Genomic DNA, 15,241 nt, shown 5'->3' on the forward strand with positions numbered 1-15,241 from the left:
TATTACCTACCATACCATTTGTGAAAAAAATAAAAAAAACCGCCATATAGGCGGTTTTCCCTTTATTCGATATTTCTTTTGTTAATTTAATGCTTGCTCAAGATCTTCGATTAAATCTTCTACGTCTTCAATGCCGACAGAAATCCTCACCAAGCCTTCAACAATGCCCAATTCGCCGCGGCGTTCGACTGGAATCGAGGCATGCGTCATCTGCGCAGGCACCGAGATCAGGCTTTCGACGGCTCCAAGGCTTTCCGCCAGTGTGAAGTATTTCAACTTCGCCAAGAGCTCGCCCGCTTTTTCTTTGCTGCCAACGTCAAATGAAATCATGCCGCCAAATCCGGTCGCCTGTTTTTTCATCAATTCATAGCCAGTATGCTCAGGGAGTCCTGGATAAATGACAGTTCCGACAGCGTCATGGCTTTTCAGGAATTCCGCGATTTTCTGTGCGTTGCTTCCCGTTTCTTCCATGCGGATGCCGAGTGTTTTCAGTCCGCGCATCAACAGCCACGAATCCTGCGGCCCTAAAATTGCGCCAACCGAGTTCTGGACAAAATGCAGTTCAGAAGCAAGTTCTTCTGAGTTCACTACGACAAGGCCGGCTACAACATCGCTGTGTCCGCCAATGTATTTTGTTGCGCTGTGCAGCACGATATCAGCGCCGAGTTTAATCGGACTTTGCAGATAAGGCGTCATGAACGTGTTGTCGACGATCGTCAGGAGATTCTTCGTTTTGGCGAAATTCGCCACCGCTTCAATATCCGTCACTTTCAGTAACGGATTTGTCGGTGTCTCGATGAAAATCGCTTTCGTATTTTCTTTGACTGCCGCTTCCACTTCTTCCAAATTGCCGGTATCTACAAAAGTGAATTCCAATCCGAAGCGGTTCAGTACTTTATTCATGACACGGTAAGTGCCACCGTAAACATCATCAGTAAGGATGACATGGTCGCCGGCTGAGAACAGCATCATGACAGATGAAATGGCCGCCATACCTGAACCGAATGCAAATCCGGCATGTCCGTATTCGACGTCCGCGATCAACTCTTCAAGCGCATGGCGCGTCGGGTTGCCTGTACGTGAATATTCATAGCCTTTGAATTTACCAACAGCTTCCTGTTTATACGTACTTACCTGATAAATAGGCGTGGAAACGGCTCCTGTAGCTTCGTCTCCAAAAATACCGCCGTGGATTAATCTCGTTTTGGATCTCATCAATTTTCCTCCTCGAAGGTTTTGTTATAAATGTCCTGGCTCATATAACGTTCGCTGGAATCAGCAAAAACAGTGACGATATGGCTGCCGGGTACAGCGGTTTCAGCTTCCCTTAGCGCTGCAACGAATGCGGCGCCTGAAGAACTGCCGACCAATAAACCTTCCCGTTTCGCCAATTCCTTGAAAGCGGCGAAAGCTTCCCGGTCGGTAATCGTATGAATAGCTTCAAATAGCGCAGGGTCCATATAATCCGGTAAAAACTCCATGCCGATGCCTTCCGTCAAATGCGGTCCGGATTCACCGCCGTTCAAAATGGATCCTTCCGGTTCCACAATCACGGTTTTTATATCCGCCTTTTGCGACTTCAAATAACGGGATGTTCCCATAAATGTGCCGCCGGAACCTGCTCCTGCGACAAACACATCAATTTTACCATCGAGTGCTTCCCACAATTCTGGTCCGAGAGTCCGGACATATGTTTCCGGGTTTGCGGGATTTGAGAATTGTGACGGTGAAAAAGCTTGCTCGTCTTTTGCGAGTTGCTGCGCTTTTTCAATCGCGCCTTTCATTCCTTTTTCAGTCGGTGTATTGATGACTTCTGCGCCAAGTGCACGCATCAGCCCTTGTTTTTCCTGGCTGAATTTCTCAGGAACGACGAACTTCACTTTATAGCCTTTGCCGATTGCGGCAATAGCAAGGCCGATGCCTGTGTTTCCGGCAGTCGGCTCAATCATTGTGCCGCCAGGCTTCAATACACCACGGCGTTCGGCATCTTCTATTAAAGAAACACCCAGGCGGTCTTTGACGCTTCCGCCTGGATTAAAATACTCAAGTTTAGCGAAAATCCTGCAATTGTTCGGAATGTCCATATTCGTCAATTCCAAAAGCGGTGTCTCACCGATCAATTGCTGGATGCCGGTAGCATATTTCATAGCCATTCTCCTCAGACAGTCTCTTCAGCGAACACCTGGTGCCACTCGTCTTTTTTCGCCAGCATTTCACGGGCCAATTCTTTTGCGCCCTCTAAGCTGTGGCTTGCTGCCCAGCCGCACTGCACTTCATTGCAAGCTGGAACTTCATCTGCTTCAATTACATCTTTCAACGTGTTTTCGATGATGCGCAATACATCGTCGTAATCATCATGGTTGATCAATGAAAGATAATAGCCTGTTTGGCAGCCCATTGGCCCGATGTCGATAATCTGGTCCGAGTGGTTGCGGCTGTGTTCTGCCATCATATGCTCCAACGAATGAAGGCCTGGCATTTCCATATGTTCTTTGTTCGGCTGTTTGAAACGGATGTCGTACTTGCGGATTGTATCTCCGTTCGCTCCTGTTTTTTCTCCTGCAAGACGCACGTATGGTGCTGCAACTTTTGTATGGTCGAGGTTAAAACTTTCAACGTTCATTTTTTTCAATGGGATCGTCTCCTTTAATTTTTAGTAGCATTTATCAGCCAAACATAATTGTTCAGCTGGGTGAACTCTGCCGTGAATCCTGCCTGTTCAATCAGCTCTTTCATCACAGGCAAAGTCGTGTAATATTCACGGTTTAAATCTTCTACAAGGTTATCATGACCGCGTGACTTTTCAAAGTCAATCACTTCCTGCTGCGCTTCTTTTGACAGGAATAACGTATCGGCAAATACCACACGGCCGCCTGCCGGAAGCAGTTCCGCATACAATTTGAACGCCTCGGCTTTTTCCGCATCCGTTAAATGGTGAAACGCATATGAGCAGACCAAAGATTTTGGCTGCAAAGACAGATCGAATTCCAAGAAATCTCCATCTATAATCGTCGCATCTTTCAACTTCTCATTTGTCACTTCGCGCATTGCCGCATTCGGCTCGATGCCGGCAACTTCATATCCCTTGGCAAGCAATTTTTCAGTCAGGTTGCCTGTTCCAACACCAAATTCAATCACTGGACTTATTGCCGCATCGGCAACAGCCTGCAGTATTTCTTCATATTTAAAGAATACATCTCTGTATTCCGCATCATTTCCACTAACTGAGTCATCATAGGTGTGAACCCATTCATCAAATATTGTTACGAACTCTCGTCCCATACTTTTTCCCCTTTTTCGGCTTTATTGTACATAAAACCAATAGTTTTACTCGGCTTTATTTATAACATAAAGAAGCGCCGGTTTCAAACTTTCAAAACCGGCGGAACTTCATCTTTTTTTTCAATGATTTTTTTCAATAAAGCTTCAGCTTGCGGCAAGGTGTATTGAACGATTCTGCCTGTCAGAAGAGCTACGGCTATCGTGCCAATCCCTACTGGCCCACCAAGTGCCCAGCCGATTAATGCTGCAGTGATTTCGATTCCAGCGCGCACAACAGTGACGCTCAAACCGGTTTTCTGCATTAGCACCAGCATCAAGCTGTCCCGGGGACCCGCTCCGATTTTTGGCGCCACGTAGATTCCCACGCCAAAGCCGGAAACGATAATACCGCCGATCAGGATCAACACCTGACCTGTGATGGAAGGGATATCAGGGATTAAGAAATAATATATGTCGATGAATACACCGATCAGAATCATATTGAGGAAAGTGCCGATCTGCGGCAGCCTTCGCTGCGAGATGGTGGATATGATGATCAATATAAAAGCGACTAGAATTGACCAGGTCCCGATTGTCAGTCCGAAATTCATGAACAATCCGACGTGCAGCACATCCCATGGGCCGATCCCGAGTTTATTGGCCTTGATAATCATCGTGAATCCCAGTGCCAGTATAATCAATCCGCTGAGAAAGAACAGCCAGCGGTAAAACAACGTCCTCATCATTAAGCCCCTTCTTTCACTGAGTGTTCACCACTTTTTCCGGCTTAAGAAAAATCCACCCATTTAATGCAATGGGTGGAAATCCGGATTAATCGTCCTTCGCTGTCAGCTCTGCAAATCGTCCTTTAGTGACTGCCAGCAAGTTGCCGGGATCCAATTTAATCTGCATACCGATTTTCCCGGCTGATACGATAATCTCTTTCTGCTCCTCCGCCTGCCGGGCAATAAAGGTCGGAAAGGGCTTTTTCATGCCGACCGGCGAACAACCGCCCTTCACATAACCGGTCAGTGCCTGTATGTCTTTTACCGGCGCCATTTCAATCCTCTTTTCGCCCGCAGCTTTTGCGGCTGCCTTTAAATTCAGCTCATCGGCTACCGGAATCACAAACACGTAATGCTGTTTGGAAGACCCTGCAGCTACGAGCGTCTTATAAACCATTTCTTCCGGTTGACCGATTTTGGCAGCTACCGATACTCCGTCCACCAGGCCATCTTCAATTTCATAATGAATGATGTCGTAAGGGATATTTTCTTTATCCAGGATTCTTGCAGCATTGGTTTTTGCAATCTTTTTTCCCATGGCGGCGCTCCTTATCTGGAAACTGTAATCATGAAATCAGCTTACCACCATTTTCAAAATATTTCTAATCGTTCTGGTTCATTAATTTTTTCAGCGCTTCGGCCATAGCCGTGTTTTGCGGCGGCTCATCTTGCTGCTTCAAATATTGATTGACGTCTTTTTTGGTCGCCTTCGACTGCCCGGATTTTTTGCGTTTCTCAAATGCCGACAGTTTCTCGCGGTGTCCGCATTTGCAGATGAAAATCTTGCCGTCGCCTTCACCCTGCATCTCCAGTTTCTTATGGCAGTTCGGGCAGCGCGCGTTCGTCAGCATCGCCACTTGTTTCTTGTAGCCGCATTCGCGGTCCTGGCAGACATTCATCTTGCCGCGTTTGCCGTTGACTTCAAGAAGCGGCTTGCCGCAATCCGGGCACATTTTGCCAGTGACATTGTCGTGCTTGAATTTCTTGTCGCTCTTTTTAATATCGGACACCGATTTCTCGGCAAACCGGATCATTTCCTGCATGAATTCATTCTTTTTCATCTGTCCCTTGGCGATTTTCGTCAGCTGCTGTTCCCAGTCAGCTGTCAGTTTCGGCGATTTCAGATCTTCCGGCACCAGTTCCAGTAATTGGCGCCCTTTGGACGTGATCGTTAAATCCTTGCCTTTTTTCTCGATCAGGAATGTATTGAACAATTTATCGATGACATCGGCGCGGGTCGCTACTGTACCCAGCCCGCCTGTTTCGCCAAGTGTCCGGATCAATTCCTTCGATTCGCCGGCCATGAACTGCGCCGGATTTTCCATCGCCCCGAGCAATGTTCCTTCATTGAAGAAAGCGGGCGGCTTGGTTTTGCCTTCTGTCAGGGAGATGCCTTTTATCTTCAGCGTCTGCCCTTTTTCAAATTTCGGCAGAGTAGTGTCTTTGTCTTCATCATCATCCAAGTAGATGCGTTTCCAGCCTTCATTGCGCACAGTATTGCCTTTTGCCTGGAACGTTTCGCCGCCGGCAGTCAGTTTGACTGTCGTCTGGTCGTACTCATATTGCGGATAGAATACCGCCAGGAAGCGCTTGACGATCATATCGTATAATTTATGCTCATTCGCCGACAGCTCGTGCAGCGGCGGATTTTCCTCGGTCGGAATGATGGCGTGGTGATCGGATACTTTCGCGTCATCGATTACCCCTTTTTGTGCCGTTACCGGCGATTTCAGAATCGTCGCGGCAAGCGATCGGTATGGACCCGTCTGTACGGCTTTAATGCGGTCTTTCAGCGTATCTTTCATATCGGACGTCAGATGCTTCGAATCCGTCCGCGGATACGTCACGATTTTATAGCGCTCATACAGATTCTGCAGCGTGCCCAGCGTCTCTTTCGCCGACCAGCCGTAGCGTTTATACGCTTCTTTCTGCAATTCGGTCAAGTCGAATAAAGGCGGTGCCGGCTGCTTTTTCGGCGTGATTTTAATATCTGTCACGGTGCCTTCATGCGTATTGTCGAGCTTCGCGAATAAAGCGTCGATTTTTTCTTTATCGAACGATTGCGTTGAATTGCCGTCTGTCCATGTGAATGCGGCTTGGTCCGTAATCGCCTGCATGCCGTAATACGGCTTCGGCTGGAAATTGCGAATTTGCTGCTCGCGTTCCGCGATCATCGCAAGCGTCGGCGTCTGCACGCGGCCTGTTGATAATTGCGCATTGTATTTTACCGTTAACGCACGAGTCGCGTTGATACCGACTACCCAGTCAGCCTCGGCGCGAGCTACAGCCGCCTGGTAAAGGTTTTCGTAGGCTTTGCCGTCTTTCAGATTATTGAAGCCGTCTTTGATCGCCTTGTCGGTAACCGACGAAATCCACAAACGTTTGACCGGCTTTTTCGTATTCGTCTTCTCGAGAATCCAACGCGCAACCAGTTCACCTTCACGCCCGGCATCCGTCGCGATGATAACTTCTTTGACGTCCCCGCGACTGAGCAGCGATTTGACTGCGTTATATTGTTTCATTGATTGTTTAATTGGCACCAGCTTGAACGGCTTTGGAATGATCGGCAGATTCTCCATCTTCCATTCCTTGAAGTCGTTGTCGTATTGCTCGGGCTGCGCCTGCGTCACCAAATGGCCCAGTGCCCACGTCACAATATACTGCTTGCCTTCCAGATAGCCGTTGCCTTTCTGATTGCATCCGAGCACCCGTGCAATATCGCGTGCCACCGATGGCTTTTCCGCTAATACGATTGATTTCATATCTATTCACCCTCATTTCTCATTTGGTTATTATAACATTTTCTTTTTTGCGGGTGGTGCGGAGTGATTGGGGAGTTCGGTTTTGGAGTAGACGGAATTTTCTTGCTATGCGATTTTAGTTCAGCTATATTCAGATGAAGGAGATGATAATTATTGATACTTAAAGAACGCTGCCAGCCACCCGAAATTTTTCAACTGGAAAGTCTGATGCAACGTGTACCCATCGTCCATCCCCTATTTCCCCACTGGACGGAACAGCTTCGCCGAATCTCTGCCGGCTTCAACGGTGAACAGCGCGTCGATTCCCTTTTCTACGAGATTCCTATCGAAACTTCCCACTACTTTATACAAGATCTCTACATCCAAAAGCCCAAGTCCTCACACCAGGTTGATACCGTGCTCGTCACCAGCCGTTTCGTCCTGCTGCTTGAAATTAAATCCATTACAGGCGAGTTGAATTTCGATCCACAGCTGCGCCAATTTTCCCGTACCAATAAAGACGGCAGCGTCGACGGCATGAACAACCCCGACGACCAAATCCGCCGCCACGAAAAATGGATGCAGCATTTTTTAGCGGAGCAAAAAATATCACTTCCAGTCATTGGAGTAATCGTATTCACTTATCCATCGTCTATTGTGAACAGCCGGCCGAAAAACCGCATCATCATTCAATCATCCGGTTTGCCTTATTTAATGGATCAGCTGTTGGCGAAATATCCGAACGAGTTGCTCAATACGCGCAAAACCCGCCACCTCGCCGGACGTCTTCTGCAATTGCACAGTGTCAGGCCGTTGCGGCGGATAGCGGTTCCGGTGGGTTTGCGGAGGGGTGTGTTGTGTGGCAAAGATTGCGGAGGAACAATGAATTTAAACTGGCGTAAGTGGATTTGCGATAAATGTTCTCGCATTGATCGCTATGCCCATTTCGAAACATTGTTGCAATATAGAGTGTTAATCAGCCAAACAATTACAAATAATGAATTCCGGAAATTTACCGGAATTGATTCTGTTGCTACTGCATCAAAGTTATTAAGAATAGCTAATATGCCCTCTAAAGGCAGTTATAAAGATCGAATTTATACTATCCCTGAAGAGATAATCAGACTGGAAAGTATTTCGACTGATTTGGAAAGTATTTAAGTCATATTGGAAAGTATTTAAGCTAATTTGAAAAGTATTTTGGCCATTTCGGAAAGTAAGCTCTTTTAATGGAAATCACTTTTTTAAAACTGTTAATAAAATCCAGCGACATCCCTTTTTCATGACCTATTTCACCATATTCACCTGGATTTCAGCCCATAATCTCATTCGCCATTCAAATTCCGGCATCCGAGCGACTCTTTCACGACTAAATCACACCCAAATCAACCAATTTCCAACACTCACAACCAAACCAACCCCTTAAATTGAAAAAATCTTCGCCAAGGCGAAGATTCCCTCAAAAACAGGACGTTTTCGCCGTGCGAAAACGTCCGCTGGGGTCTTGAACTAATGGTTTTCCGCTTTTCGCCCGGCCTTATGCGAAAAGCATCCATTTTTCTTTTGAACTTAGCATTGCATGACAGTTTCTGCATCAATCCATCACAACTTTAGAGAGCAATACAAATCATAGCCTACATAATAAAACTCAAAGAACATTTCCCCCGCAAAAGACACCCACTATTGTCCTTGAACTCACGGTTTTTCGCTTTTCGCCTGGGCTTGGGCGAAAAGCATCCATTTTTCTCTTGAACTTAACAGCTTCTGTCCCCACAAATATATACGCGATACAAAAAAACCTCCCGCAGGAGGTTTATTAAACTGAATCCTAGTGCTGATCCAATGTTTCTTTCGATAGATGCTTGCTCATTTCGGCGTATTGCACAAATACGCGGGCCAGTTCGCGAAGGCGGTCGTGGACGTCTTCACTGATGATGTTGTTGTCAGCATCGAAATGGCTGGTGTGTGTGTAAACGTAATTCGGTGTGACAAGGCTGCGGAAGTAATCGAGAATCGGCTTAAGCTGGTTTTCGATTACGAGATGGTGCTGGTAAGTTCCGCCGTTTGCCACGATCGATACCGGTTTATAGCGCATCGTACGCGGATGCAGCAAATCGAAAGTATTTTTGAGAACGCCTGGAATGGAACCCTGGAAAATTGGTGACGCGATGATGTATCCGTCTGCCTCGTTAAAGCGGCGGGCCAGTTCCTGCATGCTGCTGTTGTATTCACCCATTGGGCGTCCGTCAACGAATTGATGTTCATAATCGGCCAGGCTCAGGATATCCAATTCCATATCAGGCTGGAATTCCTGGATATACATTTTAATCTGTTCCAATACGGCCCCAGTTTTTCTGCCCACTATTGTGCCGTCCACTAATAATACCTTCATAAAACTGTTCCTCCTCGAGTACGTATATACTGGGCAGCAAGGCTGCCTCTCAATGATTTTTTATTCGACTCCAATGAAAAACCTTCATCGAACCCGACTTTATTCCATCATAACAAACAGCCTATGCAGATACGTATCGAAAAACCTTATGAAATCGAGATTTCATTCTTTAGGCTGAGGAGGATTGTTTTTGGCGCGCTTGTTTTCCAGGCGTTCCTGGATGCGGTCGGATTGGCGTGCCGGTGATGTAAAGCTCACAACTGTGTCTCCAAGTTTCGGTTCCGGGAAGTTATCGCTTGTGAAAAACTCAATTTTCCCTTGTTCCCGGTAAACGAATAGGAGTATGGTGTCGGCACTCCATTTCTTTTTATAGTCTTCATAAGAGTATTGCTCAGTCAATTGAGTTTTACGGATGGTGTAGCCTTCTTCAACTTTCCGGTCCAATTCGTGGATATTCCATTCATTGCCGAAAAGCGTCCTGCCTTTCAATGAAGAATGATAATCCGCCGGATCTCCCTGGTGAATCGCTGTCTTGTAAAGGTTCTCTCTGCCGAACTCCGGCACGTAATTGTTCATGACAAGCGCGTTATAGGAATCGATTTCCCCTGCCAGAATCATTGTTTCGTAAGGGGTCATATCCAGTTCATACTCGGTGTGCTCGGATAAAATTTCACCGGTGAAAGTTTTCAATCCGGCGAGGCGGGCAGGTTGCAGCCGGCCCCATGAAGGGTCCATGATCAATAAGTTTTTATTGTATTCGGAAAGGGCTTCGGAAAGCTTCAGGACAAAACGGCCAACCCCAACAATAATGATGCCGGGATCATCACCGGTCGCTAAGCCCAATTTCCGGCCGAGCCAGCCAATTGTAAAGCCATGCGCCACAACGGTCGAAAATACGAGAGCAAAAGTCAGTGCTGTTAAGAGCTCCGCATCTTCAAATCCAGCATCCAGCAGGACGCCGGCAAAGTAACCGGATACGGTGAGCGCCACAATTCCACGTGGGGCAATCCAGCCGATAAGCGTCTTTTCCTTTGTAGTAAGGTCCGTGCCAATTGTCGACAGCCAGATGGACAAGGGCCGAACGACGAACAAAGTTGCCAGAACAAAAGCGATGATGCGCCAGTTAAAGATTTCAATCAGTACATCCATGCTCAAAGAAGCCGTGAGCATGACAAAAATACTCGAAATCAGCAGCACAGAAATATTCTCCTTGAAATGCCGCATATCGTTAATGGATGCGATGTGCATATTTGCCATCACCATCCCCATTGCCGTAACCGCCAAAAGTCCGGTTTCATGCATGACAATATCCGACAGTACGAATGTCAGCAACACGACGCCGAACACGATCGGCGCCTTCAGGAATTCCGGCACCTGACCTTTTTCGAACATCCAGCCAAGCAGCCAGCCGACTCCTGCTCCCAGCGCCACAGCAAATAAGGACGCAAGGAAGAATAGACCGAAGGCTGCAGCTGTTTCATCGCCAATTGCAAACAGCACGAATTGGAACGCGAATAAAGCCAGCAAGGCACCAAAAGGATCAACGATGATTCCTTCCCACTTCAAAATTGCCGCCGGCCGTGCTTTCAATTTTGCCTGACGCAGCAACGGCAGAATAACAGTCGGGCCGGTGACGATGAACAAGCCGCCGATTACAAATGCTACTGCCCAAGATAATCCGGCTATGTAATGTGCTGCAAGCGAACCGCAGATCCAGGCGATGAACGCGCCGAATGTCACAATCCGCCAAACCGGTTTATTAAATCCCCGGATCTCCTTGAAATTCAGGTTCAAGCTTCCTTCAAATAGGATAATTGCAACAGCCAATGAAATGACAGGATTGAACAATTCTCCGAAACTTTCTTCCGGGTGGATGATGCCAAGTATCGGTCCGACTATCAAGCCGGCAATTGACATTAAAACTATCGCAGGCAAGCGAAAGGCCCAAGCCAGCCACTGTGAAATCACCCCGAGAAAGATGATTAACATGAGATCAAATAATAAAGTGTCGATTCGCCTTCGCCTCCTTTTACTTCTTTTTTCAACATTATACGTTTTTTATTCCCACAATTAAAAGCATGAAGCAAACCGAAATGATTTTAATTCCATGTATTTATGCTATAATGAAGGAAAAATGCAGGTGATTAGGTGAACAGGCAGGAAATTGAATATCAGATTGCTGAATTGAAATCGGATTACGTGCGCCATCAAGGTGATATCGAGAAACTGGAAACAACTGGGCATGCCCAAATGGTCGAGGAAGCCGAACAGCGCCTTGAACGGATGGAGCAGCAATTAGCGGAATTAAACCAAAAACTCGCGGATTTGTAACCGCGGTTTTTTTTTGAGTGTTTTCATGCCTGTATATTTGCAGCGCAGGAAGAATAGATTAAATTAATGTCTGAATTGAATACTATGGGCGGTCGAAAAACTGGCCGGGCTTTTCAGCTATAAATGGAGGAATAATATACATGAGTTTATTGACAGTAGAAAATTTAAGCCATACATTCGGCGACCGGACATTGTTTAACGACGTGTCTTTCCGCTTGGTTGAAGGCGAACACGTCGGCCTTGTCGGCGCAAATGGCGTCGGCAAATCGACGATGATGAACATTTTGACAGGCAAACTGATCCATGACAACGGCCGTGTGGAGTGGCAGCCGAAAACGCATTATGGTTATTTGGACCAGCATACCCAGCTGGAGCCGGGGCGGACAATTCGCCAAACGATGCAGGATGCTTTTTTGCCGCTCTATAAAAAAGAAGAAGAATTGAACGAAATCGCCATGAAGATGGGCGAGGACGATGCCGACCTCGAGGCATTGATGGACGAAATGGCTGAAGTGCAGGATGCGCTTGATGCTGGGGACTTCTATACACTTGATGTAAAAATCGAAGAAATTGCACGGGGACTCGGCCTTGACGCCATCGGACTTGAACGCCCGGTCGAAGCATTATCCGGCGGCCAGCGTACAAAATTGCTTTTAGCGAAGCTGCTGTTGGAGAAACCGAAAGTCCTCCTTCTCGATGAGCCGACCAACTATCTGGATGAGGAACATATCCAGTGGCTCGTCAACTATCTGAAGAATTACCCGCATGCTTTCTTATTGATCTCACATGATACAGAATTCATGAGTTCAGTGACGGATGTCATTTTCCACTTGGAGTTTTCACGTCTGTCGCGCTATACAGCCACTTACGAGAAATTCATCGAGCTTGCAGAGCTTGCCAAAAAACAACATCTGGATGCTTATGAGAAGCAAGAAGAAATGATCAAGAAGACCGAGACATTCATTGCAAAAAACAAAGCCCGTGCCTCTACAACAGGCCGCGCCAAATCCCGTCAGAAACAGCTTGATCGCATGGACCGCATCGATAAACCCGAAGTTGCGGCAAAACCGCAATTCGCCTTCAAGGAAACGCGCAGCCCAAGCCGCTATGTAGTGGAAGCTGAGTCTTTATCCATCGGTTATGATAAGGCATTATTGCCGCCGCTGTCGTTCATGATTGAGCGCGGTGAGAAAATCGCATTGGTCGGCATGAACGGTGTCGGTAAATCGACGCTGCTGAAAACAATGCTCGGTAAAATCAAACCGCTCGACGGCGATGTAATCCGCGGCGAATATCTGACTCCGAGTTATTTTGAACAGGAAGTCAAAGCGCCGGACCATACACCGCTGGATGAAATCTGGTCGGCTTACCCAAGCATGGATCAGGGTCAGGTGCGTGGAGCATTGGCACGTACAGGATTGAAGAACGAGCACATTTCCCGCTCCATGAAACAATTGAGCGGCGGCGAACAGGCGAAAGTCCGTTTGTGCAAACTGATGCTCGAAGAAAGCAACTGGCTGCTGTTCGATGAACCGACAAACCACTTGGACATCGATGCCAAAGCTGAATTGAAGCGCGCGATGCAAGCCTATAAAGGTACGATTGTACTGGTCAGCCACGAACCGGAATTCTACGAAGGACTTGCCACAAAAGTCTGGGATGTCGAAGAATGGATTGCAGCCGGCCAGGAACCGCAAATTAAGTAAATAGTAAAAGGTCTCTTCCATTTTTGGAAGAGACCTTTTTTATGTTTAGATCTTTATAGACATTTTTGTTTTTCTTTGTCTAGACTTCAACGCCTAGCCCCTCGGTGTCTAGTCTCCAGTGCCTAGCTCTTCGGGATATGAGACAAACCAGCTGTGTGGCAAAGGGCGCCACTACGCTGATTCGACTAAACCCTTTATTGCTCCTGCATCGCTGCGCTAGCTTCGTCGCAAAGAGTCGGCCGAACTACCTTCGTCCAACTCTTAGCTGAGCGGCCGTTTCCGCTTTTCGGTGCCCAGACTCCGGCGACCCAGCTCTTCGAGAAAAAGGCTGCTCCTGTCTCCGCATCGCTGACGCTAGCTTCGAGACATGAAAGTGCGTTGCATCGCTGCGCTGCTTCGTCGCAAGAGATAGCTTTTCTACTCAATAAGTAGTTAACTTAAACACTTTCTGGAATCCATAGATTCCCCGTTGCCAAAATGTAAATGTATCCTGGTAGGCATCCGCATCCAATGTGTAAAGTGCATCTTCGTTATTCCATAAGCGTTCGAAATAAGCATCCATATCTTTTACAAGGTCACTGTCATTCGGCGCAACGATACGGATATTGTTCTCAAGGTTATAGTTTTTGAATGCACGTTCCGTGTAGTTGGTGGAGCCTCCTGATATATAGCTTTCTTCCGCTGTTTTAATCATAATCGATTTCGTATGGAACTGGCCGACTACGGCATTATACCAGCGGACATCGATTTTCCCGTCACTTTCTTCGGTCATTTCATGGACAGCCGGACGGTTCGGCAACCCTGTTTTCTCGGTACCGAAAGCATTTTCATTTGGATCGAGCACCATTTGCACATCTACTCCCCGGTTGGCAGCGTCGGTGAGCGCACGTACGACATCCCCTTCAGCTATATAAAACATAGCCAGATGGATGCTGTCGCCTTCTCTTGTTTTTCCGATATCGTCCAGTAGCGTATCAAGGACTTTCTTTTCTGTCACATACTGGACCTGATACTCCCCTTTTTGCTCTTCTGCTTCAATGCGCGGCAGTTTAGGACCACCGGAAAACTGCGATACCGCTTCTTCCGATTCCAGGATATCGTTTAAAACCGGACCACTCACTTTAAAAGCCATATTGCCGTGCAGTCCGCTGGCATTATGGGGATTGGCAGAACTGATGATTGCTTCTTTTTCCGTAATGACCGCTTTGCGGTGATTCGCTTTGATATTCATCATTTTCAAGTATGACGATACTGTTAAATCCGGAGCTTCGCTCGACATGCCGTTTGGCAGCCACCCCTTTCCGCCCGCATCAAACCACTGAAAAGCAACGCGGTATAAGCCGGAATACAACGGAGTCGAATCCCGGAGCTCATCCAAATCAGTGACTATGACTTCAATCCCTTCATCTTCCATCGTACCAAGCAGCTGGCTTTCATACGATCCGTAGCCGAAATTCAGCGGATCGGTTATAAAATAAATCGGAAAGTCGGGATCCTCTTCTTTTTTTGCCAGCAGCTTGTCAGTCAATGTTTCAGCAACAGCCGGAAACTCGATCTCCTGATCCGTATAGTTATCAAACAGGAACAGATCGATGACAATGAATTCCTCCGCCTCATCAATCATTCCGTAAATCTCATCAAATATATGTAACTCATGCTTTAAATTAGTTCCCTTTTGATTCTGCGCAAAAGACAGATCATAAATCATTTCCACCTCTTCCACCTGGTGAAGATCGCCTGCATATTCCAGGCCATCAGGCAGTGGCTTTATCGTATGCCATACAATTACCGCAATATAGAGCAAAGCAAGCACTCCGATACTGCCCATAATTATCCTTTTGCGCCTACTCCAGCCGCGCACTCTTTTTCTCATCCTGAAATCCCCCTCATCTCTCCTAATCTTACTGTAGATAAAGCAAAATTTCTTTAAATTTTTTCCATAATAAATATTAGTTTCCTTACAACTTGCAAGCATCAGGAGATTTATTGCACATAAAAAAGGTGCACTGAGAATCTCCAGTACAC

13 protein-coding genes are annotated in these 15,241 nt (G+C 46.9%); 3 read left to right on the forward strand and 10 right to left on the reverse strand.

Annotated elements, in window-relative coordinates:
* Nucleotides 1-81: 81 nt before the first annotated feature.
* From DP120_RS00720 to DP120_RS00750, 7 genes are all read right to left on the reverse strand, one after another.
* On the reverse strand, nt 82-1,215 hold the full coding sequence (locus DP120_RS00720) for a bifunctional cystathionine gamma-lyase/homocysteine desulfhydrase (protein ID WP_112221275.1): 1,134 nt from the start codon (nt 1,213-1,215) through the stop codon (nt 82-84).
* Nucleotides 1,215-2,147, reverse strand: a complete 933-nt coding sequence (locus DP120_RS00725) for a PLP-dependent cysteine synthase family protein (RefSeq protein WP_112221276.1) — start codon at nt 2,145-2,147, stop codon at nt 1,215-1,217. The genes DP120_RS00720 and DP120_RS00725 overlap by 1 nt, the downstream gene beginning before the upstream one ends.
* Nucleotides 2,148-2,158: 11 nt before the next feature.
* A complete protein-coding gene (locus DP120_RS00730) occupies nt 2,159-2,632 on the reverse strand; it encodes an S-ribosylhomocysteine lyase (protein WP_205854484.1) in 474 nt (157 codons plus the stop codon).
* 14 nt (nt 2,633-2,646) lie between these two features.
* Nucleotides 2,647-3,282 (reverse strand): class I SAM-dependent DNA methyltransferase, encoded by a 636-nt coding sequence (locus tag DP120_RS00735; RefSeq protein WP_112221277.1) that lies wholly within the window; start codon nt 3,280-3,282, stop codon nt 2,647-2,649.
* An 83-nt stretch (nt 3,283-3,365) separates the two neighbouring features.
* On the reverse strand, nt 3,366-4,004 hold the full coding sequence (locus tag DP120_RS00740; RefSeq protein WP_338066459.1) for a YczE/YyaS/YitT family protein: 639 nt from the start codon (nt 4,002-4,004) through the stop codon (nt 3,366-3,368).
* Nucleotides 4,005-4,092: 88 nt separating this feature from the next.
* Complete coding sequence (ybaK, locus tag DP120_RS00745) at nt 4,093-4,584, reverse strand: Cys-tRNA(Pro) deacylase (RefSeq protein ID WP_112221279.1); 492 nt, start codon at nt 4,582-4,584, stop codon at nt 4,093-4,095.
* A gap of 64 nt (nt 4,585-4,648) precedes the next feature.
* Complete coding sequence (locus DP120_RS00750; RefSeq protein ID WP_112221280.1) at nt 4,649-6,808, reverse strand: DNA topoisomerase III; 2,160 nt, start codon at nt 6,806-6,808, stop codon at nt 4,649-4,651.
* A 153-nt stretch (nt 6,809-6,961) separates the two neighbouring features.
* Between DP120_RS00750 and DP120_RS00755 the strand changes: the two genes are divergently transcribed.
* Nucleotides 6,962-7,948, forward strand: coding sequence for a nuclease-related domain-containing protein (locus DP120_RS00755; RefSeq protein ID WP_112221281.1), 987 nt, complete (start codon nt 6,962-6,964; stop codon nt 7,946-7,948).
* A 667-nt stretch (nt 7,949-8,615) separates the two neighbouring features.
* Here the strand turns inward: DP120_RS00755 and DP120_RS00760 are convergent.
* A complete protein-coding gene (locus DP120_RS00760) occupies nt 8,616-9,179 on the reverse strand; it encodes an NADPH-dependent FMN reductase (RefSeq protein ID WP_112221282.1) in 564 nt (187 codons plus the stop codon).
* Between the two features lie 162 nt (nt 9,180-9,341).
* On the reverse strand, nt 9,342-11,168 hold the full coding sequence (locus tag DP120_RS00765; RefSeq protein WP_112221283.1) for a cation:proton antiporter: 1,827 nt from the start codon (nt 11,166-11,168) through the stop codon (nt 9,342-9,344).
* A 159-nt stretch (nt 11,169-11,327) separates the two neighbouring features.
* Between DP120_RS00765 and DP120_RS00770 the strand changes: the two genes are divergently transcribed.
* Both DP120_RS00770 and DP120_RS00775 read left to right on the forward strand, forming a co-directional pair.
* Nucleotides 11,328-11,510 (forward strand): SE1832 family protein, encoded by a 183-nt coding sequence (locus DP120_RS00770; protein WP_112221284.1) that lies wholly within the window; start codon nt 11,328-11,330, stop codon nt 11,508-11,510.
* Nucleotides 11,511-11,650: 140 nt separating this feature from the next.
* Nucleotides 11,651-13,216: an ABC-F family ATP-binding cassette domain-containing protein gene (locus tag DP120_RS00775; RefSeq protein WP_112221285.1), complete on the forward strand. Its 1,566-nt coding sequence runs from the start codon at nt 11,651-11,653 to the stop codon at nt 13,214-13,216.
* A gap of 421 nt (nt 13,217-13,637) precedes the next feature.
* On the opposite strand, the gene DP120_RS00780 is transcribed toward DP120_RS00775, so the two are convergent.
* Nucleotides 13,638-15,089 (reverse strand): phospholipase D family protein, encoded by a 1,452-nt coding sequence (locus DP120_RS00780; protein WP_240611931.1) that lies wholly within the window; start codon nt 15,087-15,089, stop codon nt 13,638-13,640.
* Between the last annotated feature and the right edge of the window lie 152 nt (nt 15,090-15,241).

Source organism: Planococcus halotolerans (assembly GCF_003289955.1).
Taxonomy (GTDB): domain Bacteria; phylum Bacillota; class Bacilli; order Bacillales_A; family Planococcaceae; genus Planococcus; species Planococcus halotolerans.

Coding starts and splice junctions, on each gene's coding strand:
- ybaK (WP_112221279.1), bottom strand. CDS start 4,584: ATGGGAAAAAAGATTGCAAAAACCAATGCTGCAAGAATCCTGGATAAA.
- DP120_RS00735 (WP_112221277.1), bottom strand. CDS start 3,282: ATGGGACGAGAGTTCGTAACAATATTTGATGAATGGGTTCACACCTAT.
- DP120_RS00780 (WP_240611931.1), bottom strand. CDS start 15,089: ATGAGAAAAAGAGTGCGCGGCTGGAGTAGGCGCAAAAGGATAATTATG.
- DP120_RS00740 (WP_338066459.1), bottom strand. CDS start 4,004: ATGAGGACGTTGTTTTACCGCTGGCTGTTCTTTCTCAGCGGATTGATT.
- DP120_RS00750 (WP_112221280.1), bottom strand. CDS start 6,808: ATGAAATCAATCGTATTAGCGGAAAAGCCATCGGTGGCACGCGATATT.
- DP120_RS00760 (WP_112221282.1), bottom strand. CDS start 9,179: ATGAAGGTATTATTAGTGGACGGCACAATAGTGGGCAGAAAAACTGGG.
- DP120_RS00725 (WP_112221276.1), bottom strand. CDS start 2,147: ATGAAATATGCTACCGGCATCCAGCAATTGATCGGTGAGACACCGCTT.
- DP120_RS00775 (WP_112221285.1), top strand. CDS start 11,651: ATGAGTTTATTGACAGTAGAAAATTTAAGCCATACATTCGGCGACCGG.
- DP120_RS00720 (WP_112221275.1), bottom strand. CDS start 1,215: ATGAGATCCAAAACGAGATTAATCCACGGCGGTATTTTTGGAGACGAA.
- DP120_RS00765 (WP_112221283.1), bottom strand. CDS start 11,168: ATGTTAATCATCTTTCTCGGGGTGATTTCACAGTGGCTGGCTTGGGCC.